The 25,639-nt window shown below is 58.3% G+C and carries 18 protein-coding genes and 2 pseudogenes; 6 read left to right on the forward strand and 14 right to left on the reverse strand.

The features are described 5' to 3' along the window. Nucleotides 1–54: 54 nt before the first annotated feature. From AC4ANE_RS13900 to AC4ANE_RS13915, 4 genes are all read right to left on the reverse strand, one after another. Nucleotides 55–822 carry an SDR family oxidoreductase gene (locus AC4ANE_RS13900; RefSeq protein WP_002553650.1) on the reverse strand — a complete coding sequence of 256 codons (768 nt, stop codon included), beginning with the start codon at nucleotides 820–822 and terminating at the stop codon, nucleotides 55–57. Nucleotides 823–849: 27 nt separating this feature from the next. Further along, the gene (locus AC4ANE_RS13905; RefSeq protein WP_002553651.1) at nucleotides 850–1,917 is read right to left on the reverse strand and encodes a phosphotransferase family protein; all 1,068 of its coding nucleotides are present in this window, start codon (nucleotides 1,915–1,917) and stop codon (nucleotides 850–852) included. A 213-nt stretch (nucleotides 1,918–2,130) separates the two neighbouring features. After that, nucleotides 2,131–2,448, reverse strand: a complete 318-nt coding sequence (locus tag AC4ANE_RS13910) for an SCP2 sterol-binding domain-containing protein (RefSeq protein WP_002553652.1) — start codon at nucleotides 2,446–2,448, stop codon at nucleotides 2,131–2,133. Between the two features lie 55 nt (nucleotides 2,449–2,503). Then, nucleotides 2,504–3,214 (reverse strand): histidine phosphatase family protein, encoded by a 711-nt coding sequence (locus AC4ANE_RS13915; protein WP_002553653.1) that lies wholly within the window; start codon nucleotides 3,212–3,214, stop codon nucleotides 2,504–2,506. Between the two features lie 205 nt (nucleotides 3,215–3,419). Between AC4ANE_RS13915 and sohB the strand changes: the two are divergent. Next, nucleotides 3,420–4,447 (forward strand): annotated as a pseudogene (gene sohB / locus AC4ANE_RS13920) (protease SohB). Nucleotides 4,448–4,948: 501 nt separating this feature from the next. On the opposite strand, the gene AC4ANE_RS13925 reads toward sohB, so the two are convergent. After that, entirely contained in the window at nucleotides 4,949–5,443 is a 495-nt protein-coding gene (locus AC4ANE_RS13925) for a DUF934 domain-containing protein (RefSeq protein WP_002553657.1), read from the reverse strand. Then, complete coding sequence (locus AC4ANE_RS13930; RefSeq protein WP_002553658.1) at nucleotides 5,427–7,085, reverse strand: nitrite/sulfite reductase; 1,659 nt, start codon at nucleotides 7,083–7,085, stop codon at nucleotides 5,427–5,429. The genes AC4ANE_RS13925 and AC4ANE_RS13930 overlap by 17 nt, the downstream gene beginning before the upstream one ends. 554 nt (nucleotides 7,086–7,639) lie before the next feature. On the opposite strand from AC4ANE_RS13930, the gene AC4ANE_RS13935 reads away from it, so the two are divergent. After that, nucleotides 7,640–8,740, forward strand: coding sequence for an ABC transporter substrate-binding protein (locus AC4ANE_RS13935; RefSeq protein WP_002553659.1), 1,101 nt, complete (start codon nucleotides 7,640–7,642; stop codon nucleotides 8,738–8,740). 6 nt (nucleotides 8,741–8,746) lie between these two features. Here AC4ANE_RS13935 and metH read toward each other — a convergent pair whose 3' ends face one another. Next, on the reverse strand, nucleotides 8,747–12,466 hold the full coding sequence (gene metH / locus AC4ANE_RS13940; RefSeq protein ID WP_460408358.1) for a methionine synthase: 3,720 nt from the start codon (nucleotides 12,464–12,466) through the stop codon (nucleotides 8,747–8,749). Between the two features lie 332 nt (nucleotides 12,467–12,798). Between metH and AC4ANE_RS13945 the strand changes: the two genes are divergently transcribed. The 3 genes from AC4ANE_RS13945 to nfuA all read left to right on the forward strand — a co-directional run bounded on the left by AC4ANE_RS13945 (nucleotide 12,799) and on the right by nfuA (nucleotide 16,798). Further along, entirely contained in the window at nucleotides 12,799–14,931 is a 2,133-nt protein-coding gene (locus AC4ANE_RS13945) for a fatty acid cis/trans isomerase (RefSeq protein WP_031594779.1), read from the forward strand. Nucleotides 14,932–15,111: 180 nt separating this feature from the next. After that, the gene (locus AC4ANE_RS13950) at nucleotides 15,112–16,134 is read left to right on the forward strand and encodes an acyltransferase family protein (RefSeq protein WP_002553664.1); all 1,023 of its coding nucleotides are present in this window, start codon (nucleotides 15,112–15,114) and stop codon (nucleotides 16,132–16,134) included. A gap of 70 nt (nucleotides 16,135–16,204) precedes the next feature. After that, nucleotides 16,205–16,798, forward strand: a complete 594-nt coding sequence (nfuA, locus tag AC4ANE_RS13955; protein ID WP_002553665.1) for a Fe-S biogenesis protein NfuA — start codon at nucleotides 16,205–16,207, stop codon at nucleotides 16,796–16,798. Nucleotides 16,799–16,866: 68 nt separating this feature from the next. On the opposite strand, the gene AC4ANE_RS13960 is transcribed toward nfuA, so the two are convergent. Genes AC4ANE_RS13960 through AC4ANE_RS13975 form a run of 4 tightly spaced genes read right to left on the reverse strand, consistent with a single transcriptional unit; the run spans nucleotide 16,867 to nucleotide 22,472 of the window. After that, nucleotides 16,867–18,816: an acetyl/propionyl/methylcrotonyl-CoA carboxylase subunit alpha gene (locus AC4ANE_RS13960; protein WP_002553666.1), complete on the reverse strand. Its 1,950-nt coding sequence runs from the start codon at nucleotides 18,814–18,816 to the stop codon at nucleotides 16,867–16,869. Beyond that, nucleotides 18,813–19,673 carry a gamma-carboxygeranoyl-CoA hydratase gene (locus AC4ANE_RS13965; protein WP_002553667.1) on the reverse strand — a complete coding sequence of 287 codons (861 nt, stop codon included), beginning with the start codon at nucleotides 19,671–19,673 and terminating at the stop codon, nucleotides 18,813–18,815. Before AC4ANE_RS13965 ends, AC4ANE_RS13960 begins: the two co-directional genes overlap by 4 nt. A 14-nt stretch (nucleotides 19,674–19,687) precedes the next feature. Further along, the gene (locus AC4ANE_RS13970; RefSeq protein WP_002553668.1) at nucleotides 19,688–21,295 is read right to left on the reverse strand and encodes a carboxyl transferase domain-containing protein; all 1,608 of its coding nucleotides are present in this window, start codon (nucleotides 21,293–21,295) and stop codon (nucleotides 19,688–19,690) included. A 13-nt stretch (nucleotides 21,296–21,308) separates the two neighbouring features. Further along, entirely contained in the window at nucleotides 21,309–22,472 is a 1,164-nt protein-coding gene (locus AC4ANE_RS13975) for an isovaleryl-CoA dehydrogenase (protein WP_002553669.1), read from the reverse strand. Between the two features lie 181 nt (nucleotides 22,473–22,653). Here AC4ANE_RS13975 and AC4ANE_RS13980 point away from each other — a divergent pair. After that, nucleotides 22,654–22,910: pseudogene (locus AC4ANE_RS13980) on the forward strand (hypothetical protein). 283 nt (nucleotides 22,911–23,193) lie between these two features. Here AC4ANE_RS13980 and AC4ANE_RS13985 read toward each other — a convergent pair. The 3 genes from AC4ANE_RS13985 to AC4ANE_RS13995 form a co-directional block, all read right to left on the reverse strand. After that, a complete protein-coding gene (locus AC4ANE_RS13985) occupies nucleotides 23,194–24,093 on the reverse strand; it encodes a hydroxymethylglutaryl-CoA lyase (RefSeq protein WP_002553670.1) in 900 nt (299 codons plus the stop codon). A gap of 18 nt (nucleotides 24,094–24,111) precedes the next feature. Further along, the gene (locus tag AC4ANE_RS13990) at nucleotides 24,112–24,504 is read right to left on the reverse strand and encodes a MerR family transcriptional regulator (RefSeq protein WP_002553671.1); all 393 of its coding nucleotides are present in this window, start codon (nucleotides 24,502–24,504) and stop codon (nucleotides 24,112–24,114) included. A 165-nt stretch (nucleotides 24,505–24,669) separates the two neighbouring features. Further along, nucleotides 24,670–25,599 (reverse strand): LysR family transcriptional regulator, encoded by a 930-nt coding sequence (locus tag AC4ANE_RS13995; RefSeq protein WP_002553672.1) that lies wholly within the window; start codon nucleotides 25,597–25,599, stop codon nucleotides 24,670–24,672. Between the last annotated feature and the right edge of the window lie 40 nt (nucleotides 25,600–25,639).

The following is a 25,639-nucleotide window of genomic DNA, read 5'->3' on the forward strand; positions in this document are numbered from 1 at the left end:
ATATAAAATATGGAAAATTAATTCATTTTTCAGCGTGGTAGTCAGTTCCAGACATCAGGATAAAAATCCGCCGTCGACATTAAGCGCAACGCCGGTGGTGTAGCTGGATGCTGCGCTCGCCAGATACAAGACCGCGCCAGCCATTTCGCTGGGCGCTGCGACGCGTTTCAGCGGAATCTGCGCCAGGGCCATATTGAGAATCGCATCGTTCTTGACCAGCGCCGATGCAAATCGGGTATCTGTGAGGCCGGGCAGCAAAGCGTTGCAGCGAATTCCGAACTCGGCGCATTCCTTGGCGAACACCTTGGTCATGTTGACCACCGCCGCTTTGGTCATTGAATAGACACCTTGATAGGCACCCGGCGACACCGCATTGATGGATGCAACATTGATAATGCTGCCACCGCCGCCTTCGCGCATCAGCTTGCCGGCTTCCACCGACATGAAGAAATAGCCGCGAATGTTAACGTCGATAGTCTTTTGAAACGCGCTGAGGTCGGTGTCCAGCACATTGCAGAACTGCGGGTTGGTGGCTGCGTTGTTGACCAGTATATCCAGGCGCCCGAATTGCTCGCGAATCTGGGCGAAAACGCTGGTTATCTGCTCCATCTCGCCAATATGGCAGGCAATGGCTGTGGCCTTGCCGCCCTCGCTGATGATGGCGTCGGCAACCGCCTGACACCCGTCGAGCTTGCGGCTCGACACAACAACGTGCGCGCCCTGTTGAGCGAGCAGCCTGGCAGTGGCTTCACCGATTCCCCGGCTCGCACCTGAAACAAAAGCAACCTTGCCATCAAGGTCGAAAAGCTGGGTTCTGGACATGTCGTTTCCTTGTCTTGGCGTTGGCGGTCAAAGGCTGGATTTGGTGATTACATTCAGGCTCATCTGCTCCAGCAGCCTGTTCATGTCAATGAACCGGGCAAAGCGCTTGTCCTGAGTCTGTCCATGGAAAAAACGGTAGTAAATCTGTTGCACGATACCGGCCAGACGAAACAGGCCGTAGGTGTAGTAGAAGTCGAAATTGTCGATACGGATGCCCGAACGTTCGGCGTAATAGTCGACGAACGCCTGGCGCGTCAGCATGCCGGGGGCATTGCTCGGCTGGCGACGCGTCAACTGAACCGGCAGCGGGTCGTCAGCCTGGACCCAGTAGGCGAGGGTATTGCCCAGGTCCATCAGCGGATCACCGAGCGTGGTCAGTTCCCAGTCCAGCACGCCGATGATGTTCATCGGGTTATCCGGATCGAGGATCACATTGTCGAAGCGGTAGTCGTTATGCACGATGCTGGAGGTGGGCGAGTCGGCGGGCATTTTGTCTGCCAGCCACGCCTGGACCTGCTCCCATGCCGGAGCGTCCGGGGTTCGCGCTTTTTCATAACGCTCCGACCAGCCCGAAATCTGCCGCTGCACGTAACCCTGGGGTTTGCCCAGATCACCCAGGCCGCACGCCTGGTAATCAACGCGGTGCAAGTCCACCAGTTTGTTGATGAAGCTCTTGCACAGGTCTTCAGTCTGTCGTGCATCCAGCGCCAATTCGGGCGGCAGGTCAGAGCGCAGGATGATCCCCTTGACGCGCTGCATCACGTAAAACTCCGAGCCGATCACCGACTCATCCGTACAGTGCAGGTACGCTTGCGGGCAATAGGGGAAGGCATTCTTGAGCTGATTGAGAATGCGGTATTCACGACCCATGTCATGTGCCGATCGCGCCTTGTGTCCGAACGGCGGGCGCCGCAGCACTAACTCGCGCTCGGGGTACTGAATCAGATAAGTCAGGTTCGATGCGCCACCGGGGAACTGACTGATCGCCGGGGTGCCATGCAGATCCGCCAGATGCGCCTTCAGGTACGGATCTATCAGGGAGGCGTCCAGTTCTTCGCCGCTGCGAATCCCGGTGGACTGGTCAGTCAGTGCCATACGTATACCTTGTGTTTATTATGGTCAGCTCAAACTATTGACTAATCTAATGACCGTCTGAACCACGAGCAAGCTCGCGGCAGCGTTATAGACTAGCGTGTTGCCGGGCAATCAGCGGCTCTGATTGCTGCTTTGTACAGAACGGCACAGACAAAAAAACCGAAGCCGGCGGGGCTTCGGTTTTTTTGGTGCAGCTTGCAAAGTGTCAGGTGTTTAAACCGGGAACAGTTCGCTGAGCTTCATGGCCAGCATCATGTCGCCTTCGGCGCGCAGCTTGCCGCCCATGAATGCCTGCATGCCATCGGTCTCGCCGCTGACAATGCCCTTGAGGGTTTCGCTGTCCATGACCAGGGTCACGTTGGCGTCCGGGTTCTCGCCTTCCTGCAATTCGCAGGTGCTGTCCTTGACGATCAGGGCGTAGTGTTTGTCTTCGTCGGTGATATGGAAACCGAAGACCAGGTCCAGACCGGCAGCAGCAGCCGGGTTGAACTTGTTCTTCATGGTTTGTACGGCGTCTGCTACTGAGGTCATGTCTTGATCCTTTTGTGGTGAGTACTTGCGTCCGCAAGGACGCGATTGGCCGGGCTCAGCGATAGGTAATGAGCGCCGGCGTCTTCAGCAGTTGCAAGTGTGTGTAACCGTTGAAGGAAGCCAGGGTAACGTCGTTGCCTTTGAATTTGAGCTGATGCAGAGAAGTGTTGACGATATGCCAGTGCAGCTCCAGTGCCTTTGCTGCAGGCATTCCGGTAACGAGGTGGAGCAGGGCAGTAATGGTGCCGCCGGAGGTGAACACGGCAATACGCTCATGCGGACCTGCGTCCTGAAGAATTCTGTCCAGGCCTGCCTTGACGCGGTCTAAGAAACCTTGCCAGCTTTGCAGCCCCGGCGTGTCGTGCTCGCCACTCAGCCAGCGTTTGGTAATCAGGTTGAACAACCGATGAAACCCTGCGGGGTTGCCAGCCACGTCGCGCAGAATATCCAGTGCTTGCGGTTCATCGACAAGCATCGCCGGTATCAACGCCCTGATCACGCCTTCAGCGTCGAATTCATCGAAGGCGCTGTCGAGCTGTACGGGAGGCGTTTCAATACCTGCTTCTGTGTACTGGCCCAGCACATGCTGTGCCGTGTCTTTCTGGCGCAGGAGCTCACCCGATACACACCGGTCAAAGGTCACGCCCGACTGCGCGAGGTGAGCACCCAGCACTTGTGACTGACGAATGCCCATGGGCGACAGGACGTCGTAATTGTCTGCACCAAATGAGGCCTGGCCATGTCGTATCAGATAGATGCTGCCCACGTCCGTGTTGTCTCGGTACGTTGAAGGTGGGTCGAGGTTATGAGGGATGCCGGGCGACTGTCAATGAAAAAACATACGCTCGTTTGAAATCATCGTTTTAATGGTTTGTAACGGCTCGATAGCTGGTGCGTCGCACGGGGCGTCGGTATGCTGCATTTATTGCGGCCCTTGATTGGTAAGGGCCTGACGCAAATGAGGGATATTCGTGGATTTCGTTGTCGATTACGCAAGTTTTCTGGCCAAAACCGTGACGCTGGTGATCGCCATCGTGGTGGTGCTGGTTGCCATTGCGTCCATGCGTGGCAAGGGGCGTCGCAAAACGGCCGGGCAACTGCAGGTCACCCGGCTCAATGATTTCTATAAAGGCCTGCGTGAGCGGCTCGAGCAATCCTTGCTCGACAAAGAGCGCCTCAAGACGCTGCGCAAGGAGCAGGGCAAGGCCCTGAAAAAAGAAAAAAAGCAGGTCGAGCCAAAATCCCGTGTCTATGTGCTGGATTTCGACGGTGACATCAAGGCCTCGGCTACTGAAAGCATGCGTCATGAAATTACCGCTCTGCTGACGCTGGCCACCGACAAGGACGAAGTGGTCCTGCGTCTGGAAAGCGGTGGCGGCATGGTGCACAGCTATGGTCTGGCGTCCTCGCAACTGGCACGCATTCGGCAGGCCGGTATTCCACTGACCGTATGCATCGACAAGGTTGCGGCCAGTGGCGGGTACATGATGGCCTGCATCGGCAACAAGATCATCAGCGCACCCTTCGCCATCCTCGGGTCCATCGGCGTCGTGGCGCAGTTGCCGAACGTCAATCGCTTGCTGAAGAAGCACGGCACGACATCGATTTTGAAGTGCTGACCGCAGGCGAATACAAACGCACCCTGACGGTGTTTGGCGAAAACACCGAGAAGGGTCGCGAGAAATTCCAGCAGGACCTGGACATCACCCACGACCTGTTCAAGAACTTCGTTGCCAGCTACCGCCCGCAGTTGTCTATCGACGAAGTGGCGACGGGTGAGATATGGCTGGGCATGGCAGCGGTCGACAAACTGCTGGTCGACGAACTCAAGACCAGCGACGAGTACCTGGCCGAGCGCGCCAAGGATGCAGACGTGTTCCACCTGCACTACGTGCAACGCAAGAGCCTGCAAGAGCGCATGGGTATGGCTGCAGCCACCTCGGCGGATCAGTTGGCTGCTAAGTGGTGGGGACGTTTGACTCAGCAGCGGTTCTGGTAGGCATTGTTTAGGGGGGTAACGACTTGTGCCAATGCTCCGCGATAACCTCAACTATCGTGCGGCGCTCTGCGTCGCACATCAAGATCGGACGCAGAGCGTCCAGAGCCGCGTTCCCACGCTGGAGCGTGCGGAACGATAATCTCCAACTATCGTGCGACGCTCCGCGTCGTCACGCTGTCTCGTGACGCTCTGCGTCACAATTGGGCTGCCGCGTAACGTCATGCCTTGCCCGTAATCACGGCACATAAACCAAAGCGCTTTTTATCACGATGGCACTGTCGACGCAGAGTGCGACGTTAGTGACAGGGCGCCTGATCTCGCAGGACGACCGTGTGACGCAGAGCGTCACGAAAGGCATTACCACGCGGAGCGTGGGAACGAGAATCTGAGCCGAACGCCAATCACCTGACACCACAGAACCACGAACTGCATGCCTACGCGGAGCGCAGGCACGATAGTCATCTCAAGTGAGCACAGAGACGATAATGCAGGTCGCCTGAATCAGCGGCGCCGGAACAGCGGTAGCGGCTCGTCGGTTGCAGCCTGATAGGTCACCGAAAAGTCCTTGAGGCCTTCCAGCGCCTCGTACGGGTCCTTGTCGGCACGCACTGCAAAGGCGTCGAAGCCACAGCGGCGCATGTAGAACAACTGATCGCGCAACACGTCGCCGATGGCACGTAATTCGCCCTTGTAGCCAAAGCGATCACGCAACAGGCGCGCGTTCGAGAAGCTACGACCGTCAGTGAAAGCCGGAAAGTTCAGGGCGATGACCTGAAACTGGTCCACATCTGCGCCAATCTCTTCGGCTTCTTCATCACTGTCCAGCCATACGCCCAAACCGCCATCGCGTGCCTTCAATGCATGCGCGTGTTCGCGCCACAGTGCCAGCGGCACGATCAGGTCGTCGCAGTTCGACAGGCTGTCAAAGGTGGTTTCCTTCGGCAACAAGTGCCAGGTTTCATCAATGACTTCGTTGTTCTTAATGATTCGCTGCATAGACGCGCTCCTTGAAAGGGTCAATGCCAATACGTTGGTAGGTGTCGATAAAGCGCTCGTCTTCTGTACGTTTTTCAACGTAGACGTCGATCAGCTTCTCGATCACGTCCGGCATCGCCTCCTGGGCAAAGGAAGGGCCGAGGATCTTGCCGAGGCTCGCATCACGGCTGGCACTGCCGCCGAGTGAGACCTGATAGAACTCTTCACCTTTCTTGTCCACGCCCAGCACGCCGATATGGCCGACGTGGTGGTGGCCGCAAGCATTCATGCAGCCGGAAATATTCAGGTCCAGCTCGCCGATATCGAACAGGTAGTCCAGATCGTCGAAGCGGCGCTGGATGGATTCTGCAATCGGAATCGACTTGGCGTTGGCCAACGAGCAGAAATCACCGCCAGGGCAGCAGATGATGTCGGTCAGAAGACCAATGTTCGGTGTGGCAAAACCATTGTCGCGCAGCTCGTTCCACAGGGTGAACAGCTCGGCCTGCTCGACGTCGGCCAGGATGATGTTCTGCTCGTGGGAAGTGCGCAGTTGACCAAAGCTGTAGCGATCGGCCAGATCGGCGATGGCGTCAAGCTGCTTGTCGGTCACGTCGCCCGGCGCAACGCCGGTGGGCTTGAGCGACAGGGTCACAGCAATGTAGCCAGGCTTTTTGTGGGCCAGCACATTGCGTTGACGCCAGCGAGCGAAACCTGGGTGTTGAGCGTCCAGTGCTGCCAGTTCGGCGTGCTGGTCGCTGAGAGCCTTGTATTGCGGGTCGACGAAGTGCCGGGAAACGCGCTGCACTTCGGCTTCGGTCAGGGTGGTCTGGCCACCACGCAAGTGCGCCATTTCGGCGTCGACCTTGGCGGCGAACACCTCGGGCGTCAGTGCCTTGACCAGAATCTTGATCCGCGCCTTGTACTTGTTATCGCGACGGCCATAACGGTTGTAGACCCGCAGGATGGCGTCGAGGTAACTCAGCAGGTCCTGCCACGGCAGGAACTCGTTGATGAAGGCACCTACAACCGGCGTACGGCCAAGGCCGCCACCCACCAGGACGCGGAAACCCAGCTCGCCGGCTTCGTTGCGCAACGGTTCAAGACCGATGTCATGTACTTCGATGGCGGCGCGATCACTGGTCGAACCGTTGATTGCGATCTTGAACTTGCGCGGCAGGTAGGCGAACTCCGGGTGGAACGTGGTCCACTGGCGGACGATTTCGCACCATGGGCGTGGGTCCACCAGCTCGTCTGCAGCAACACCGGCAAACTGGTCGGTGGTCACGTTGCGCAGGCAGTTGCCGCTGGTCTGGATCGCGTGCATCTGCACGGTCGCCAGTTCAGCGAGAATATCCGGTACATCTTCAAGCGCAGGCCAGTTGAACTGTACGTTCTGGCGAGTACTGATGTGCGCGTAGCCCTTGTCGTAGTCACGGGCAATTTTGGCCATCATGCGCGCCTGACGCGAGGTCAGCTGGCCGTATGGAACCGCCACACGCAACATCGGCGCAAAGCGCTGCACATAAAGGCCGTTTTGCAGGCGCAACGGTCGAAATTCTTCTTCGCTCAGTTCCCCGGCCAGATAGCGTCGGGTCTGATCCCGGAACTGCTTGACGCGGTCCTCGATGATCTTCTGATCGTAATCGTCGTATACGTACATATAGGTCCTGTTCTCAGGCTTCGTCATGAAGCAGGGCAGTTGCGTCAGTCCGGGCACACGCCCGTCACTCGCGGTAGCCTGCTTCATCTGGTCAATTCTGCGCGCACGGCCGCGCACTCCGTCGGGAGCGAAGGCGACGATAGCAGTTTGCAGATATCGATAAAAGTGATGTTTATATATATGCAAATCACTAAAAGCGATAAGCAAAAAAGGTTTGATCATATCCCTGCTTGCCGTGTGGGCAAGACTCGACTTAACTGTGCATTGACCGATGCCGAATGAGTGTCGTAACCCTTCCTTTCATATGCAATCACCCATAAGACCGACAAGAGGCGATGCGATGAGCAAGCACCCGAAAGTAACCAAACCGGGCAGATCCGTGGACACCTGGGCCATTTTATTCATTGTCATACTGGCCGTGGGCGCGGCGATGTTCTGGGCCAGCAGCCAGTGACAGGCTGAACAAAGAATTTGCCTGAGTCTCCAGAACCTTGCTGTAGCAGCCGATAACTCGCGTGTAGCGATAAATTCCTGCTACCTCAAGGTTCGTTGATATGAAGGCGCTATTTGTTGGCTGGCTAATGCTATTCGGCTTTTGGTGGGCAGGATCCGCATTTGCCGCCTCGGTGGTATTTCTGAGTCCCGGTACAGAGACCGATGGCTATTGGCAGAGCCATGCCCGGGTGATGCAGACGGCCGCCGATACCACCGGTATGTCACTCAAAATTCTCTATACCGATCGCGACACCCGCAAGTTGCTGGCCATGGCGCGCGATACGCTGCAAGGGTATGTGCGTCCGGACTACCTGATGTTTTCCAATGAGCTGAATGTCGCCCCTGAAATCCTGCGTATGTCTACAGGCAGCGGGGTCAAGCTGTTCGCCGTCAACAATACACTGACGGCGGATCAGATTCGTATTCTGGGTGATCTGCCGTCGCGCTATCCGGATTTCATTGGCAGCCTGGTCGGCAACGACGAGCAGGGTGGTTACCTGACGGCGAAAAGGCTTATCAGCCTTGCTCACCCGGTCATGGACGGGCAGGAGGTTGAAATGCTCGCGTTCTCGGGTACCAACACCACGCCTGTGTCCCTGTTGCGTGAAAAAGGCATGCTGCGCGCCTTGTCAGAGCACCCGGAGGTGCATTTGCGGCAAGTTGCGCTGGGAGGATGGCGTCGGGATCGCGCACTCGAGCAGGCGCGCGTGTTGTTCAAACGCTACCCGCAGACACGCCTGGTATGGGCTGCCAATGAGCAAATGGCGTTCGGTGCGATGGATGCATTGCGGGAAAAAGGCGGTAAACCGGGTGAAGATTTGTTGTTCAGTGCCATTAATGGCACCTCGCTTTCATTGCAGGCCCAGCTCAATGGCAATCTGAGCGTGGTTGCTACCGGGCATTTCACCCTGGGCGGATGGGCAATCATCCTGTTGCATCGCTATGACACTGCCCAGCGGCAAGCCCGGCAACAGGTCGGCGCACGCACTATCGATGTGTTGCACCTGGTCGAGCCACAGGACACGCAACGCTTTCTGAACGCAACCCGCGAGGAGCGCTACCGGCTTGATATTCAGGCATTCAACGTGGGGGCTTTTGGCGAGGACTCACCGTTTTCCCTGAAAAACATGTTGCCGCCTGATCGCCCAGGCGGCAAGTAGTCGTGCTTACTCGTCATAACCCAGGTTGGGTGCCAGCCAGCGCTCGGTGACGCTCAGGTCCTGGCCTTTGCGGGCGGTGTAGCTTTCGACCTGATCCTTATCCACCTTGCCTACCGCAAAGTACTGCGCCTGAGGATGGGCAAAATACCAGCCGCTGACGGCCGCAGCCGGGAACATTGCGTAGTGCTCGGTCAGGAACACGCCGCTTTTGCCGGGCGTATGTTCGGGTGTGCCTTCCGGCAGTGGATCGAGCAGGGCGAACAGGGTGCCTTTTTCGGTGTGATCCGGGCAGGCCGGGTAGCCGGGAGCCGGACGAATGCCCATGTATTGCTCCTTGATCAACGCCTCGTTGTCCAGCGCCTCGTCTTTCGCGTAACCCCAGTATTCCTTGCGCACCTGCTGGTGCAGCCATTCGGCACAGGCCTCGGCCAGACGGTCGGCGAGCGCCTTGACCATGATCGAGTTGTAGTCGTCGCCCTTGTCCTGATACGCCTTGGCAACTTCTTCGGCACCAATGCCGGCTGTGGTGATGAAGCCACCGATGTAGTCGGTCAGGCCACTGTCTTTCGGCGCGACGAAGTCGGCCAGCGAGAAATTCGGCTTGCCGTCAGGCTTTATGGTCTGTTGGCGCAGGTGATGCAGCTTCGCCAGCGGCTTGCCGTCGTCGCCATAGACTTCCAGATCATCATCGTTGACCTGATTGGCTGGCCAGAAGCCGAATACTGCACGGGCGCTGATCAGTTTCTCGTCGATCAGCTTGCGCAGCATCTGAGTGGCGTCCGCATACAGCGCGGTGGCCGCTTCACCGACCACTTCGTCGGTCAGGATGCGCGGGTATTTACCGGCCAGATCCCAGGAGATGAAGAACGGTGTCCAGTCGATGTATTCGGCCAGCACGTTAAGGTCGATATCCTGCAGGACCCGGGTGCCGGTGAAGGTCGGTTGGGCAGGGGTATAGTTTTCCCAGTCGAATTGCGGCTTTTTCGCCACCGCCGCGCCATAGCTCAAGCGCTCGGTGCGCGCACTGCGTGCCGAGGTACGCTCACGTACTTCGACGTATTCCAGGCGGGTCTTTTCGATGAAGGCCGGTTTCAGTTCTTTCGACAGTAACTGGGTCGCCACGCCCACCGCACGTGAAGCGTCGGTGACGTAGATGACTGCATCATTGCTGTATTTAGGCTCGATCTTGACCGCAGTGTGGGCTTTGGAGGTGGTCGCGCCACCGATCATCAAGGGCAGATGGAAGTCCTGGCGCTGCATTTCCCGGGCAACATGGACCATTTCGTCCAGCGACGGCGTGATCAGGCCTGACAGACCAATGATGTCGCACTTTTCATCGCGCGCCACCTGGAGAATTTTCTCGGCAGGCACCATCACCCCGAGATCGACGATGTCGTAGCCGTTACAGCCCAGCACCACGCCAACGATGTTCTTGCCAATGTCATGGACGTCGCCCTTGACCGTGGCCATGAGGATCTTGCCCTTGGCTTCGGGCTTGTCGCCTTTTTCCAGCTCGATGAACGGGATCAGGTGCGCAACTGCCTGTTTCATGACCCGTGCGGACTTCACCACCTGAGGCAGGAACATCTTGCCTGCGCCAAACAGGTCACCGACCACGTTCATGCCCGCCATCAATGGGCCTTCAATCACTTCGATGGGGCGGGTGAATGCCAGACGCGACTCTTCGGTGTCCTGCACGATATGAGTGGTGATGCCCTTGACCAGCGCATGCTCCAGCCGTTGATTGACCGGCCAGCTGCGCCATTCCTCGGTTTCCGCTTCCTTGACGCTGCCATCACCCTTGAACTTGTCGGCAATTGCCAGCAGTGCGTCGGTGCCTTCGGCGTTACGGTTGAGCACCACGTCTTCGACGCAGTCACGCAGTTCAGCAGGGATCTGGTCGTAGATTTCCAGCTGGCCGGCGTTGACGATGCCCATGCTCAGGCCGTTGCGGATCGCATGCAGCAGGAACACCGAGTGAATCGCCTCGCGCACCGGGTTGTTGCCGCGGAACGAGAACGACACGTTGGACACGCCACCCGAGGTCAACGCATACGGCAGCTCGTCACGGATGTAGGCGCAGGCGTTGATGAAGTCCACGGCATAGTTGTTGTGCTCTTCAATACCGGTAGCGATGGCGAAGATGTTCGGGTCGAAGATAATGTCTTCCGGCGGGAAGCCCACTTCGTTGACCAGAATGTCGTAGGAGCGCTTGCAGATTTCCTTCTTGCGCGCCTCGGTATCGGCCTGACCCTGTTCGTCGAAGGCCATGACCACCACGGCCGCGCCGTATCGCTTGCACAGCCGCGCGTGATGAATGAACTGCTCGACGCCTTCCTTTATGCTGATGGAGTTGACGATGCCCTTGCCCTGGATGCACTTGAGGCCGGCCTCGATCACTTCCCACTTGGAGGAGTCGATCATGATCGGTACGCGGGAAATGTCCGGCTCGCCTGCTATCAGGTTGAGGAAGGTCACCATGGCCTTCTTCGAATCGAGCATCCCTTCGTCCATGTTGATGTCGATCACCTGGGCACCGGCTTCGACCTGCTGCAGGGCGACTTCCAGCGCTTCGGTGTAGTTGTCTTCACGAATCAGACGGGCAAAGCGGGCAGAGCCGGTGATGTTGGTGCGCTCGCCGACGTTGACGAACAGCGACTGACGATCAATGGTGAACGGCTCCAGGCCCGACAGGCGGCAGGCTTTTGGAATGTCCGGAATTTCGCGTGGCGCGTAGCCCGAAACAGCCTCGGCAATTGCCTTGATGTGCGCCGGCGTCGTACCGCAGCAACCGCCGACGATGTTCAGGAAGCCGCTTTGCGCGAACTCTTCGATGATCTTCGCCGTCTGGCTCGGCAGCTCGTCGTATTCGCCAAAGGCGTTGGGCAGACCGGCGTTGGGGTGCGCAGATACATGGGTGTTGGCCTTGTTGGCCAGCTCTTGCAGGTAAGGGCGCAGCTCGCTGGCACCCAGTGCGCAGTTCAGGCCGACCGAGATCGGTTTGGCGTGGCTGATCGAGTTCCAGAAGGCTTCTGTGGTCTGTCCCGACAGGGTGCGTCCCGATGCGTCGGTGATGGTCCCGGAAATCATGATCGGCAGTTCAAAACCCACTTCTTCGAACACGCCCTGCACGGCAAAGATCGCCGCCTTGGCGTTGAGGGTATCGAAAATGGTTTCGATCAGGATCAGGTCGGCGCCGCCCTCGATCAGCCCCTTGGTGGCTTCGCTGTAGTTCTCGACCAGCTCGTCGAAGGTCACATTGCGAAAGCCGGGGTTGTTGACGTCCGGCGACAGCGAGCAGGTGCGGCTGGTAGGGCCGAGCACGCCGGCGACGAAGCGTGGCTTGTCCGGGGTTTCCAGTGTCTTGGCGTCTGCGACCTTGCGCGCCAGGCGCGCGCCTTCGACGTTCAGCTCGTAGACGATCGATTCCATGCCGTAATCGGCCTGAGACACCTGGGTGGCGTTGAATGTGTTGGTTTCGAGAATGTCGGCACCGGCATCCAGATAAGCCTTCTCAATGGCGCCGATCACGTCAGGCCGGGTCAGGATCAACAGGTCGTTGTTGCCCTTGACATCGCTTGGCCAATCGGCGAAGCGCTTGCCCCGATAATCGTGCTCTTCAAGCCTGTAGCTCTGAATCATGGTGCCCATGCCGCCATCGAGGATTAGAATCCTCTGTTTCAGAGCAGTGAGAAAGGCTTGATGGCGGGCGCTGCGGTCAGACATGGGGGCTACCTTGAGAAGGTCGATACTTTAAAGGACGGGATGATAGCAAACCGGAGCGGTTTTGGTGGTGCTGCGGCTTTTGCATGAAAATCATTCATGTTGGAGGCAATTACGGCCTAGTAGAATTGTGCCATTTTTAATGACAGAGCCTACGGGATATGCCGCACCGTTTGTTGGCAAGCATCGCCTTGCTTTTTATCTGCTGTGCTGCACAGGCCCAGACACCCTCAGCCATACCCGCAAGCCCGGCTATTTCCTACGTAAAGCATATTCAGCCGATCCTTACCGAGAAATGCGTTGCCTGCCATGCCTGCAACGACGCTCCCTGCCAGCTGAACCTGGGCAGCGGGGAAGGCGTGAGCCGTGGTGCCAGCAAGATCCCGGTTTACCAGGGCGAGCGCAGTGAGGCGGTAGCGCCGACCCGACTGTTTTATGATGCGCGTGATACCGAGGCTTGGCGCGGCAAGGGGTTTTACTCAGTGCTGGAGGCCCAGGGCGGTCAGGCTGCCCTGATGGCGCGCATGCTCGATCTGGGGCGCAGCGCGCCGTTGCCGGCCAACAGCAAAATTCCGGACGAGATCGCGCTGGGCATCAATCGCGAAAATGTCTGCCCGCTGCCCGGCGAATTCAACGCCTATGCCGCAGCTCATGCGCAACAAGGCATGCCACTGGCGGTGGCTGGCCTGACCGATGCCGAATACCAGACGCTGCAGCGCTGGCTGGCTGCCGGTGCGCCGGTGGAGCAGCAGACCATTACCCCGAGTGTCACCGAGGCCGCGCAGATCAATGCCTGGGAGGCGCAGCTCAACGAGCCTGGCGCGAATCAGGCGCTGGTCGGTCGCTGGCTGTTCGAGCACCTGTTCCTGGCGCACATCTATTTCGAAGGCGGTGAGGCGGGGCACTTCTTCCAGTGGGTGCGCTCGCGAACTCCAAGCGGCAAGCCTGTGGACCTGATCGCTACTCGTCGCCCCGACGATGATCCGGGCAGTGACTTCTATTATCGATTGATCCCTGTGCAGGGCGTGATCGTTCACAAGACCCACATTACCTATGCCATGAGCCCACAGAAACTGATGCGGGTCAGGCAGTTGTTCTATGGTAACGACTGGAAGGTCAACGCACTGCCTGGCTATGGCCCTGGCCATCGGGCCAATCCGTTCCTGACCTTTGAAGCGATCCCGGCAGCGGCGCGTTATCAGTTCATGCTCGACAACGCCGAGTATTTCGTCCGCACCTTCATTCGCGGGCCGGTCTGTCGCGGGCAGATCGCGACCGATGTGATTCGCGATCAGTTCTGGGTACTGTTCCAGGACCCGGCGCACGACCACTACATCACCGATGCGGCTTATCGCGGGCAGGCCACGCCTTTACTGGCCATGCCGGGGCAGAACGATGACGTCGGCAGCGTGCTCAGCCTGTGGCTGTCGTACCGGGACCGGCGTAATCAATATGAAGACATGCGCCGCGACAGTTACGCAAAAATGCCGGCACCGGGGTGGAGCACGCTGTGGGCTGGCAACGACAATGCCTTGCTGACCGTTTTCCGTCATTTCGACAGCGCTTCGGTCAATAAAGGCCTGATTGGCGACGTGCCGCACTCCATGTGGTTGTTCGACTTCCCGTTGCTGGAGCGTACCTATTACCAGTTGGCGGTGAACTTCGATGTCTATGGCAACGTTTCACATCAGGCACAGACCCGGCTGTATTTCGATTTGATCCGCAACGGTGCCGAGATCAACTTCCTGCGCCTGATGCCTGCCGATCGTCGGGAAGACATACTCAGCAATCTTTATCAGGATGGCGGCAAGATCAAGATGTGGCTGGATTACCAGAAGATCGATGACGATACGCCAACCGGTATCAAACTCGATGAAAAGGCCCCGCAGCGTGACTTTGCGTTCAAGCTGATCGAGCGTTCCGGCAACCTGAATGCCGCGCCTGATCCAATCAACCGCTGTAGCGGGGCGTATTGTTCTCGGCCAAACCTCGACAGCAGTTTTGCCCAGGCGGAACAGGCACTGAGCCGTTTGACCTCACGCCCGGCGGCGGGCCTGAAAGTCATCGATCAATTGCCGGAAGCAAGCATGCTGCGCATTGAGGGCAGCGACGGCAAACGCATGATCTACAGCATGCTGCGCAACCGTGCGCACAGTAACGTCGCGTTTCTGCTGGGCGAGTCTTATCGCTATATACCGGGGCTGGACACACTGACCGTCTACCCGGGCGTGCTCAGCAGTTATCCGAATTTCATCTTCAATATTCCGGTCGCACAGGTGCCGGCCTTTGTCGATGCCATGCAGCAGAGCAAGGATCAGGCGAGTTTCGGAAAAATCGTCCAGCGTTGGGGCATCCGTCGTACTCATCCACTGTTCTGGAGTTACTTCCACGATCTGAATCGCTACGTTCAGGAAACTGAACCACGCGAAGCGGGTGTGCTGGACATGAATCGCTACGAGAACCTCTGAAAAACCGGGGCTTCACGCCGCAGGCCCTTGTGCAACATGGCCTGCGGCCATCTTTACTTCCTGAACAAAATGTATCTCGCGCGATCTTTTTTCCAAAAAGGTGGTCCGAAATGGTGCGCGTCATAGGCCGGTTTATCAAACGACCCATGATTGAAAGTCAGGCAGTAGAGGTTTTTTGTGATGTTGATTTCAGTTCAGGCGCTACGGGCGTTCGCAGCGTGGGTCGTGGTGTGTCATCACTTCATGCAGATTTTTTTCGATTTCAAGGCCAGCGGCCCGGTGGGACAGTTCTTTGTGTCGAAGGGCGCGGTCGGCGTTGATATCTTCTTTGTCATCAGTGGTCTGGTTATCTTTTTGTCGACGCAGAACAGCGATATGCCTGCACGGCGCTTCATTCTGCATCGTCTGATTCGCATCGTTCCGGCCTATTGGCTGTACACCGCCGCCATGGCTCTGTTGTTGCTGATTGCAGCACCGATGCTCCCGCATCAGGTCATCGGCTGGCAGAACTTCCTCTTGTCACTGGTATTCATTCCTTCCGAAAACCCCGGTGGTTATGGCCTTTACCCGACGCTTAACGTCGGCTGGACGCTCAACTATGAGATGTTTTTCTACCTGCTGTTCTCGGTGGTATTCCTCTTTCAACAGCGTCACCGGCCGCTGATCATTGCCGCAGCACTGTTTGCGGTCAGTGAGGTTCTGGCTCGCGCCGGGCTGATCAGCCGCTTCTATGGCAATGACATCATTTACGAATTCCTGCTGGGTATCGGCATCGGCATCCTCTATCGCCGTGGCTGGATCAAACAGGCGCTATGGCTGCCGCTGGCGGGCATTGCGGTAGGGCTGTATGCGATCAATCACCTGACCAACGAGCAGCGTCTGCTTAACTGGGGCCTGCCGAGTGCCTTGATCGTACTATCGTGCATCTCGCTGGAACCGTATTTCCAGGGCAACAGGCTGCTCAAGGTACTGGGCGACTGCTCGTACTCGGTCTACCTGCTGCACGTTCTGGTGCTGTACGGCGGCTTGCTGATGGCGCAGCGCTTTGGCCTCAGCCCCTATGTGGTTTTCGCGTTCTGCGTGCCGATCATCGCCATCGGTGCCTGGGTCAGTTATGAGTGGATCGAGAAGGGTCTTTACCGCCGGATGAAAGCCTGGCTGGATGGACGCCGAGCGGTCAGCCAGGCGCAGGCATTAACCTGACAAAAATACTAGGACTTTGTGTGACGGTGCCGATTGGCGTAAACTGCTGGCACGTCTGCGAGGAATTTTCATGACCGCTATCACTATTACCGATGCCGCCCACGATTATCTGGCCGATCTGCTGGAAAAGCAGAACACCCCGGGCATTGGCATCCGCGTATTTATTACCCAGCCCGGCACTCAGTACGCTGAAACCTGCATTGCCTACTGCAAGCCGGGTGAAGAAAAGCCGGAAGACAAGGCTATCGGCCTGAAGAGCTTCACCGCCTGGATCGATGGTTTCAGCGAAGCGTTTCTGGATGATGCCGTGGTTGACTACGCCACTGATCGCATGGGCGGCCAGTTGACCATCAAGGCACCAAACGCCAAGGTGCCGATGGTCAACGCCGACAGCCCGATCAACGAGCGCATCAATTATTATCTGCAAACCGAGATCAATCCCGGCCTTGCCAGTCACGGTGGTCAGGTCACGCTGATTGATGTGGTTGAAGAAGAAGCGAAAAACATTGCCGTTCTGCAATTCGGTGGCGGTTGCCAGGGTTGCGGTCAGGCCGATGTCACGTTGAAGGAAGGTATCGAGCGTACGTTGCTTGAGCGCATTCCCGAGCTGTCGGGTGTTCGCGATGTGACCGACCATACGCAGAAAGAAAACGCTTACTACTAAGCCTTTCTCTGCTGCGCAAAAACGCCCTGACTGTTCAGGGCGTTTTCGTGTGCGGCCGTCGCTGGTGGTCAGGTCAGTTCCACCAGTACTGCGCCTTCGTTGACCATCTCTCCCTCATGGCAGTAAAGCGCTGTGACAACGCCGGCACTGGCAGCGCGGATGCTGTGTTCCATCTTCATGGCCTCCAGCACCACCAGTTGCGCCCCGGACTCGACCGCCTGACCCACTTCAACCAGCACGCGCACTATGCTGCCATTCATGGGGGCGGTCAGGCCGCCATGCTTGCTATCGCTGACGTCGGCCTGCGCGATGGGGTCCAGTCGGTTGATGGTGTGCAGGTCGCCTTGCCATTTGAGGTAAAGCGTATCGCCACGGCGTATTGCCAGATTCGAGCGGCGCACGCCGTTGTGTTCGACAGTCAGATGCTCGTTGCTGAGTTTAAATGGTGAGTCGCTGCTGTTGCGCAGGTAGACGGTTCGGGTTTGACCATTGCAGCTCAGCCGCAGATCCGTCTCCGCAGGCAGGCCTGCACGAAAGCCTGTCGTGACCGCCCAGGGCGAGTGCAGGTCGTCTTGATCGACACGTGCCGGTTCGCTCTGGCTGAAGGCCTCGGCGGCGGCCTGCCAGAGTTCCTCACACAGTTCACCCGTTTGCGGCAGCAATTTATCCTGATAAAGGGGGATGAAGCCGGTGTCCAGTTCCGCGGCGGCAAACGCCGGATGGGCGATGATTCTGCGCAAAAATGCGAGGTTGGTTCTGACACCGCCCACTGCAAACTCATCCAGCATAGCGAGCAGGCGCAAACGGGCCTGCTCACGGTTTTCGCCCCAGGCAATCAGTTTGCCGAGCATGGGGTCATAGAAGGGTGAAATGTTGTCACCCTCGCTAACGCCACTGTCCACACGCTTGCCGGGGCCGGACGCGGATTCTCTGTAGAGTTCCAGCGTGCCGGTCGCAGGCAGAAAATCGTTGGCCGGGTCTTCGGCGTATAACCGGACCTCAATGGCGTGACCGATCAGTGGCACTTGTTCCTGAGTAATAGGCAGCGGTTCGCCTCTGGCCACCCGAATCTGCCATTCCACCAGATCCAGGCCCGTGATGTACTCGGTCACCGGGTGCTCGACTTGCAGGCGGGTATTCATCTCCATGAAGAAAAACTCGCCGCGCGCGTCCAGCAGGAATTCCACCGTGCCTGCACCCACGTAGCCGATTGCCTGTGCGGCCTTGACCGCCGCTTCACCCATGGCTTTGCGCAGTTCGGGTGTCAGGCCGGGCGCAGGTGCTTCTTCGACGACCTTCTGGTGTCGGCGCTGAATGGAGCAGTCGCGCTCATTGAGGTAGAGACAGTGACCATGGCGGTCGGCAAACACCTGAATCTCGACGTGGCGTGGGGTGAGGACGTATTTCTCCACCAGCATTCGCGCGTCGCCGAACGATGAGAGCGCCTCGCGTTGCGCAGAGGCCAGCGCTTCGGCCAGTTCGCCGCTGTGCTCCACCACCTTCATGCCTTTGCCGCCACCGCCTGCCGTGGCTTTCAACAGCACGGGGTAACCGATGCGTTCAGCGGCGCTGCGGAACGTCTCGATGTCCTGTGCGTCGCCGTGATAGCCAGGTACCAACGGCACTCCAGCCTGCTCCATCAGCGCCTTGGCGGCAGATTTGCTGCCCATGGCGTCGATGGCCGAGGCGGGTGGGCCGAGGAAAATCAGCCCTGCCTCTTCAATGGCACGGGCAAAGTCGGCATTTTCGGACAAAAAACCGTAGCCGGGGTGAATCGCTTGCGCGCCGCTTGCCCTGGCCGCATCGATAAGCTTGTCGATCGCCAGGTAGCTTTCTGCTGCCTTGCTGCCTCCAAGGTCCACACGGATATCAGCCTCACGGCTATGCCGTGTGTCACGGTCAATGGCACTGTGCACGGCGACTGTGGTGAGCCCCATGGTTTTTGCGGTACGCATGATACGACAGGCAATTTCACCACGGTTGGCAATCAGCAGCGTGGTCAGCTCGGGAGTGCTCATGATTGCGAGTCCTTCTGTGATTCTTGCCGGGCTGCAAGCGCTGCTGGCGTTTGATCGCCGTGTGGCTGCCAGCCGGGTGTGCGTTTTTGCAGGTAGGCACGCAGGCCTTCCTGGCCTTCGGCGCTGGTGCGGATGCGCGCGATGGCGCTTTCACAGTAGCGACGCAATGCGGGTGTGAGTTCGCCGCTACCGACTTCGCGCAGCAACTCCTTGCTGACTCTCATGGCCTGCGGGCTGTTGAGCAGCAGGTTGTCGATCCACTCCTGCGTGCGGGCTTGCAGGTCGGCAGCCGGGTAGCACTCAGCTATCAGCCCCATCTGCTGCGCTCGCTGGCCATCGAAACGCTCGGCGGTCAGGGCGTAGCGCCGCGCGGCGCGTTCGCCGATGGCCTGTACCACAAACGGACTGATAACCGCTGGAGCCAGACCTATGCGTACTTCTGACAGGCAGAACTGCGCATCTGCCGTCGCAATGGCCATGTCGCAGCAACTGATCAGGCCCAGCGCGCCACCGAACGCTGCACCTTGCACCACCGCAAGCGTCGGGATTTTCAATTTGGCGAGGCTGTACATCAGCTCTGCCAGTTCACGGGCATCATCCAGATTGGTGTTGTAGTCCAGCTCTGCGGCCTGCTGCATCCAGGCCAGATCGGCACCGGCGCTGAAATGCCTGCCACGCCCGCGCACCAGCAGAAAGCGCAGGCCGGCATCACTTTGCACCTGGTCCAGCGCGAGGATCAACTCGCGAATCATCTGCGCATTGAAGGCATTGTTCTTGTCCGGTCTATTTAGCCACAGCGTGGCGAAACCACGTGGGTCGGTGATCAACTCTATGGTCGCGAATGAGGTCGAAGTCATGGTCATTTCCCGCCTCACATCCGGAACAGGCCGAAGGTGGTAGGTTCGATGGGCGCATTGAGCGAGGCGGACAGGGCCAGCGCAAGAATGTCGCGGGTTTGTGCCGGGTCGATGACTCCGTCGTCCCACAGTCGGGCGCTGGAGTAATAAGGATGCCCTTGATGCTCGTACTGATCGAGAATCGGCTGCTTCAGTTCAGCCTGCTGCTCGGCGCTGAAGGCCTGGCCGGCACGTTCCGCCTGCTCGCACTTGACCTGCACCAGCACGCCCGCTGCCTGCTCGCCGCCCATCACGCCGATTCTCGCGTTGGGCCACATCCACAGGAAGCGCGGGTCGTAGGCGCGGCCGCACATGCCGTAATTTCCTGCGCCGAAACTGCCGCCGATGATGACCGTGAATTTCGGCACCTTCGCGCAGGCCACGGCGGTCACCAGCTTGGCACCATGCTTGGCGATGCCCCCGGCTTCATACTTCTGACCGACCATGAAACCGGTGATGTTCTGCAGAAACAGCAGGGGAATTCCCCTTTGGCAGGCCAGTTCGATAAAGTGCGCGCCTTTTTGCGCAGCTTCTGCGAACAGAATCCCATTGTTGGCTAGAATCGCGATCGGGTAGCCATGCAGGCGAGCGAAGCCGCAGACCAGCGTGGTGCCAAACAACGCCTTGAATTCATCCAGTACCGAGCCATCCACCAACCGCGCGATGACTTCGCGTACGTCAAACGGCTGCTTTGTGTCGGCCGGGATAATGCCGTACAGGTCATCGCTTGCGTACAACGGCGCAATCGGTGTGACAGTGTTCAGTTGACCCTGCTTGCGCCAGTTCAGATTGGCGATGCTGCGTCGCGCCAATGCCAGCGCGTGCTCGTCGCTGTCGGCATAGTGATCGGCCACCCCGGAGGTGCGGCAATGCACATCGGCACCGCCCAGGTCTTCAGCGCTGACTATTTCTCCGGTGGCAGCTTTTACCAGTGGCGGGCCTGCGAGGAAGATGGTGGCTTGCTGACGCACCATGATCGCTTCGTCGGCCATGGCCGGAACATAGGCCCCGCCTGCGGTACAGGAACCCATGACCACGGCAATCTGGGGAATGCCTTGTGCGCTCATGTTGGCTTGATTGAAGAAGATTCGCCCGAAGTGTTCGCGGTCCGGAAACACTTCGTCCTGGCGCGGCAGGTTGGCACCACCGGAGTCCACCAGGTAAATGCACGGCAGGCGGTTTTGCTGGGCGATGGTCTGCGCGCGCAGGTGCTTTTTGACGGTCAGCGGGTAATAGGAGCCACCTTTGACCGTCGCGTCGTTGGCGATGATCATGCACTCGACGCCCTCGACCCGGCCAATACCGGCTATTACCCCGGCGGCCGGAACCTCTTCGCCATATACCTCATGGGCGGCCAGTTGGCCGATCTCCAGAAACGGTGATCCGCTGTCCAGTAAACGGTTGATACGCTCGCGCGGCAGCAGCTTGCCGCGTGACGTATGACGTTCCTGTGCCTTGGGCCCGCCGCCTTGGCGAACGATGCTCAGCAACATACGGAGCTCTTCGACCTGCTTGAGCAGCGTGGTGCGATTAAGGGCAAATTCCGGCGAGCGGGCGTTGATGCGAGTCTGCAGAATGGTCATGGTAGCTCCGCAATCAACGGGTTTCGTTGAACAGTTCGCGACCGATGAGCATGCGCCGGATCTCGCTGGTGCCTGCACCGATCTCGTAGAGTTTGGCGTCGCGCAACAGTCGACCGGCCGGGAATTCGTTGATGTAGCCATTGCCGCCCAGAATCTGGATGGCATCCAGCGCCATCTGCGTGGCGCGTTCGGCGCTGTAGAGGATCACGCCCGCTGCGTCCTTGCGCGTGGTCTCGCCACGATCACAGGCTTGGGCGACGGCGTACAGGTAGGCCCGGCTGGCGTTGAGCTGGGTGTACATGTCTGCGACCTTGCCCTGAATCAGCTGGAACTCGCCGATGCTCTGGCCGAACTGCTTGCGGTCGTGAATGTAGGGCACCACCACGTCCATGCAGGCCTGCATGATTCCGGTCGGCCCGCCAGAGAGCACGACGCGTTCATAATCGAGGCCGCTCATCAGGACTCTGACACCACCGTCCAGTACGCCCAGCAGGTTTTCCTCAGGCACCTCTACGTTGTCGAAAAACAGCTCGCAGGTATTGGAACCGCGCATGCCCAGCTTGTCGAACTTGCTGCCGCGCGAGAAGCCTTTCCAGTCACGCTCGACGATGAATGCGCTAATGCCATGCGCAGCCTTTTGCAGATCGGTCTTGGCGTAGATCACGTAGGTATTGGCGTCAGGCCCGTTGGTGATCCAGGTCTTGCTGCCATTTAACACATAGCGATCACCACGCTTGTCGGCGCGCAGCTTCATCGATACCACGTCCGAGCCTGCATTGGGTTCGCTCATGGCCAGCGCGCCAATGTGCTCGCCGCTGATCAGCTTGGGCAGGTATCGGGCTTTCTGCGCCGGGCTGCCATTGCGGTTGATCTGATTCACGCACAGGTTGGAATGTGCGCCGTAGGAAAGTGCCACCGATGCCGAGCCACGGCTGATTTCTTCCATCGCCACGACATGCGCCAGATAACCCAGGCCTGCGCCACCGTATTCCTCGCTGACCGTGATGCCGAGCACGCCCATCTCACCGAATTTGCGCCACATGTCGACTGGGAACAGGTTGTCCTTGTCGATCTGCGCGGCGCGCGGGGCAAGCTCTGCGGCGACGAAGGATTGCAATTGGTCGCGCAGCATGTCGATGGTTTCGCCCAAGGCGAAGTTCAGGCTGGGGTAACTCATGGGTAGCGTTCCTGTTTTATTCTTGGAGATGATTCTATGCGGACTGGCTATGACCTTTACGTTAACGTAAACCTGCGGATGTGTGCTGTCAATCAGGCTGTGCGCAGAGGGTGGGGGAGAGTCGGGAGGCAAAAGCAAACGCTGGAAAGCACGAAGGGGAGCCTGGGCTCCCCTTCAAGGTATGTCTCTATGCTCTTTTTTGTTTTTCGGGTGGCCTGTTGTTGTTTTTGGCGACCTGGCCCTTTACTGCTTTTTTGAGCGGTCCGCATGCGGGACCAAGAGCAAACGTATTTTTTTGAGCGCTGATCAAGCTTTCATCATGTGATCCACCAGTTCGGGAGCTGCCTCGGGGCAGTTTTGTTATTCTCTGTCTGGCTGCAGAACGACTTGCAACGCAAGCAGTTCAGAAAAGCTGTCCACTTCAAAAAAATCTGTTAGCTACGTCTCTGTCCGTGTTGTTCTTGTTGTGTCAGAGCCGGTACGTGTTGTTTTTATTGGGTTGCTGCGTGTTTTTATTTTTGTTGTACAAAGGATATAGCAGGACCCGTGCCAGTTTTTTAAAAGCCCCGTAATACCGGGAGCTGAACGTCTTTTTCGGGCATCGGGCCATCTGATTCAGTTGCCGAGTGTTTCTGTGTTACCGGTTTGTCTCGACTGGACGCGGGGCAGGGTAACACTGTGTGACAAGTTGTCGCACCCTGTTACCGACAGGTGACAGTCGTTACGCAGACAGCCGGGCCCTGGCCACGCGCGAGCCATTGCTGCGTTGCAGTACGCCGCAGATGCGCTGGCCTGCGGCGATGACCTGGTCCAGATCTACCCCGGTTTCAATACCCATGCCCTGCAACATGTACTGCACGTCCTCAGTGGCAACATTGCCGCTGGCACCCTTGGCGTACGGGCAGCCGCCCAGGCCTGCCACGGAACTGTCGAAGACCTGGATACCTTCCTCCAGGCTGGCGTAGATATTCACCAGCGCCTGACCGTAAGTGTCGTGGAAGTGCCCGGCAAGCTTGCCTCGCGGGATCTGCGCAGAGACGGCGTTGAACAGCGCTCGCGTGGCCCCCGGCGTGCCGGTGCCGATGGTGTCGCCCAGCGAAACTTCATAGCAACCCATCGCGTAGAGTTCGTTGGCGACGGCTGCGACCTGCTGCGGCGAGACACTGCCCTCATAAGGGCAGCCCAACACGCACGACACATAACCCCGAACCTGCACACCATGCATCTGCGCCGCCGCCATGATGGTCGCAAAGCGCTCCAGGCTTTCGCTGATCGAGCAATTGAGGTTACGCCGGGAGAACCCTTCGGTTGCCGCTGCAAACACCGCGACCTCTCTGACGCCGGCCGCCAACGCATCTTCGAACCCGCGCAGGTTGGGTGCCAGGGCAGAGTAGATAACGCCTTCACGCCGCTGGATATTTTCGAACACCTGGGCGGAGCCAGCCATCTGCGGCACCCATTTGGCCGAGACAAAGCTGCCGACTTCAATGTGGCTCAGTCCGGCTGCCGTCAGGTCATCCACCAAGCGCACCTTGTCGTCGATACTGATCGGTTGTGCTTCATTCTGCAGGCCGTCACGCGGGCCGACTTCAACGATATTTACCTTTTGTGGAAGAGACATGGCAGTGCCTTTTGGTGGTCAGTGTGAAGTGGCAGCAGTTTTATCGAGCGCAGTCCGGCAACGCTCTTCGGCGGTGTCCAGCTCCAGTTGCATTTGCCGGATGTCCAGCAATTGTTGTTCGAGCTGTTCACGGCGCTCGGCGATCTTGCCGAGCATGGTCTGCAACTGCTTCTGGTTGTCACCGGAAGGGTCGTACAGCGAGATTAGTTCCTTGCATTCAGCCAGCGAAAAACCAATGCGTTTGCCGCGCAGGATCAGTTTCAGGGTGACTTTGTCACGGGCGGTGTAGATGCGCTCCAGTCCCTTGCGTTCAGGGCTGAGCATGCCTTGCTCTTCGTAAAAGCGGATCGCGCGGGTGGTGATATCCAGCTCACGGGCGAGCTCGGAAATGCTGTAGGTCTGACTGCTCATGGTGTCGCTCAACGAGATATTCAGCACTCAACCTACGGCGTGCTTTACGTAAGCGTCAAGCAGAAGTCGTGTTGTCAAGGCGCGCCAAGCCGCGCCTGCCAAATTAGAAACGACTTTAACAAATTTAAATATTTAATTTAAAAACAATGGCTTGGTGTTTTTATCTCATGCTTTCTCGAGGCTTTGTTCCTGCGCCACGACCCGCTGTGAAAGCTCGATGATCTGTTCGCGCATCCAGCGGTTGGCTGGGTCCTGATCAGTGCTTTCATGCCAGTACAGATGGGTTTCGACCGAAGGCACATCGTTGACCGGTAAGTGGACATAGTGCAAATCGTTACGGCGGGCGAAGCGTTCAGGTATGGTCATGACCATATCAGTCTGCTGCAGGACCTGTGTCGCCATCAGGTAATGCTGCGAGCGCAACGCAATCCTGCGCTGAATGCCCATCTTGCCCAACGCCAGGTCCACGTGCCCCAGTCCGCTACGCCGACTGGAAATATGGATGTGTGCCTGGCTCATGTAATCATCCAGCGTCAACGTGGCCTTGTTCGCCAGCGGATGCGCCTTGCGCATGCCGCACACATAGCGGTCTTCCAGCAGCTTGACGTGGCGAACCTGCGGGTCGGTATTGAGCGGTGCATCCACGGCGAAGTCGAGGCGCCCGGCAGCCAGCTCCTTGGTGGTTTCCCGCCGCTTGGACAGAAAGCTCTCGATGGTCACGGCAGGCGCAAGGCGTCGCAGGCGCTGGAACAGCGTCGGCAGGATCACGGCCTCGGTCAGGTCGGTCATGCTGATGCGGTAGTTCTTGTTGGCCTGCAACGGGTTGAATATACGGCTTTCCTGCACCGAAACCCTGAGCAATGAGAGTGCATTGCGCACCGGGCCGATGATGTTCTGTGCCATCGGTGTCGGCACCATGCCTTGAGCCGTTCGCACAAACAGCGGGTCGTTGAAGGTCTCTCGCAGCCGCGCCAGGGCGTTGGACACCGCAGGCTGGGTAATGCCGACGATCTGCCCGGCCCGGGTCAGATTGGCTTCGGTGTAGATGGCGTCGAAGACAATGAAAAGATTGAGATCGACCTTGCTCAGGTTCATTGATGGGCGCCTCGTGCTGTTATTTTGATTCGCTGTTCGG

It is taken from the genome of Pseudomonas sp. Pme6b (genome assembly GCF_058129925.1).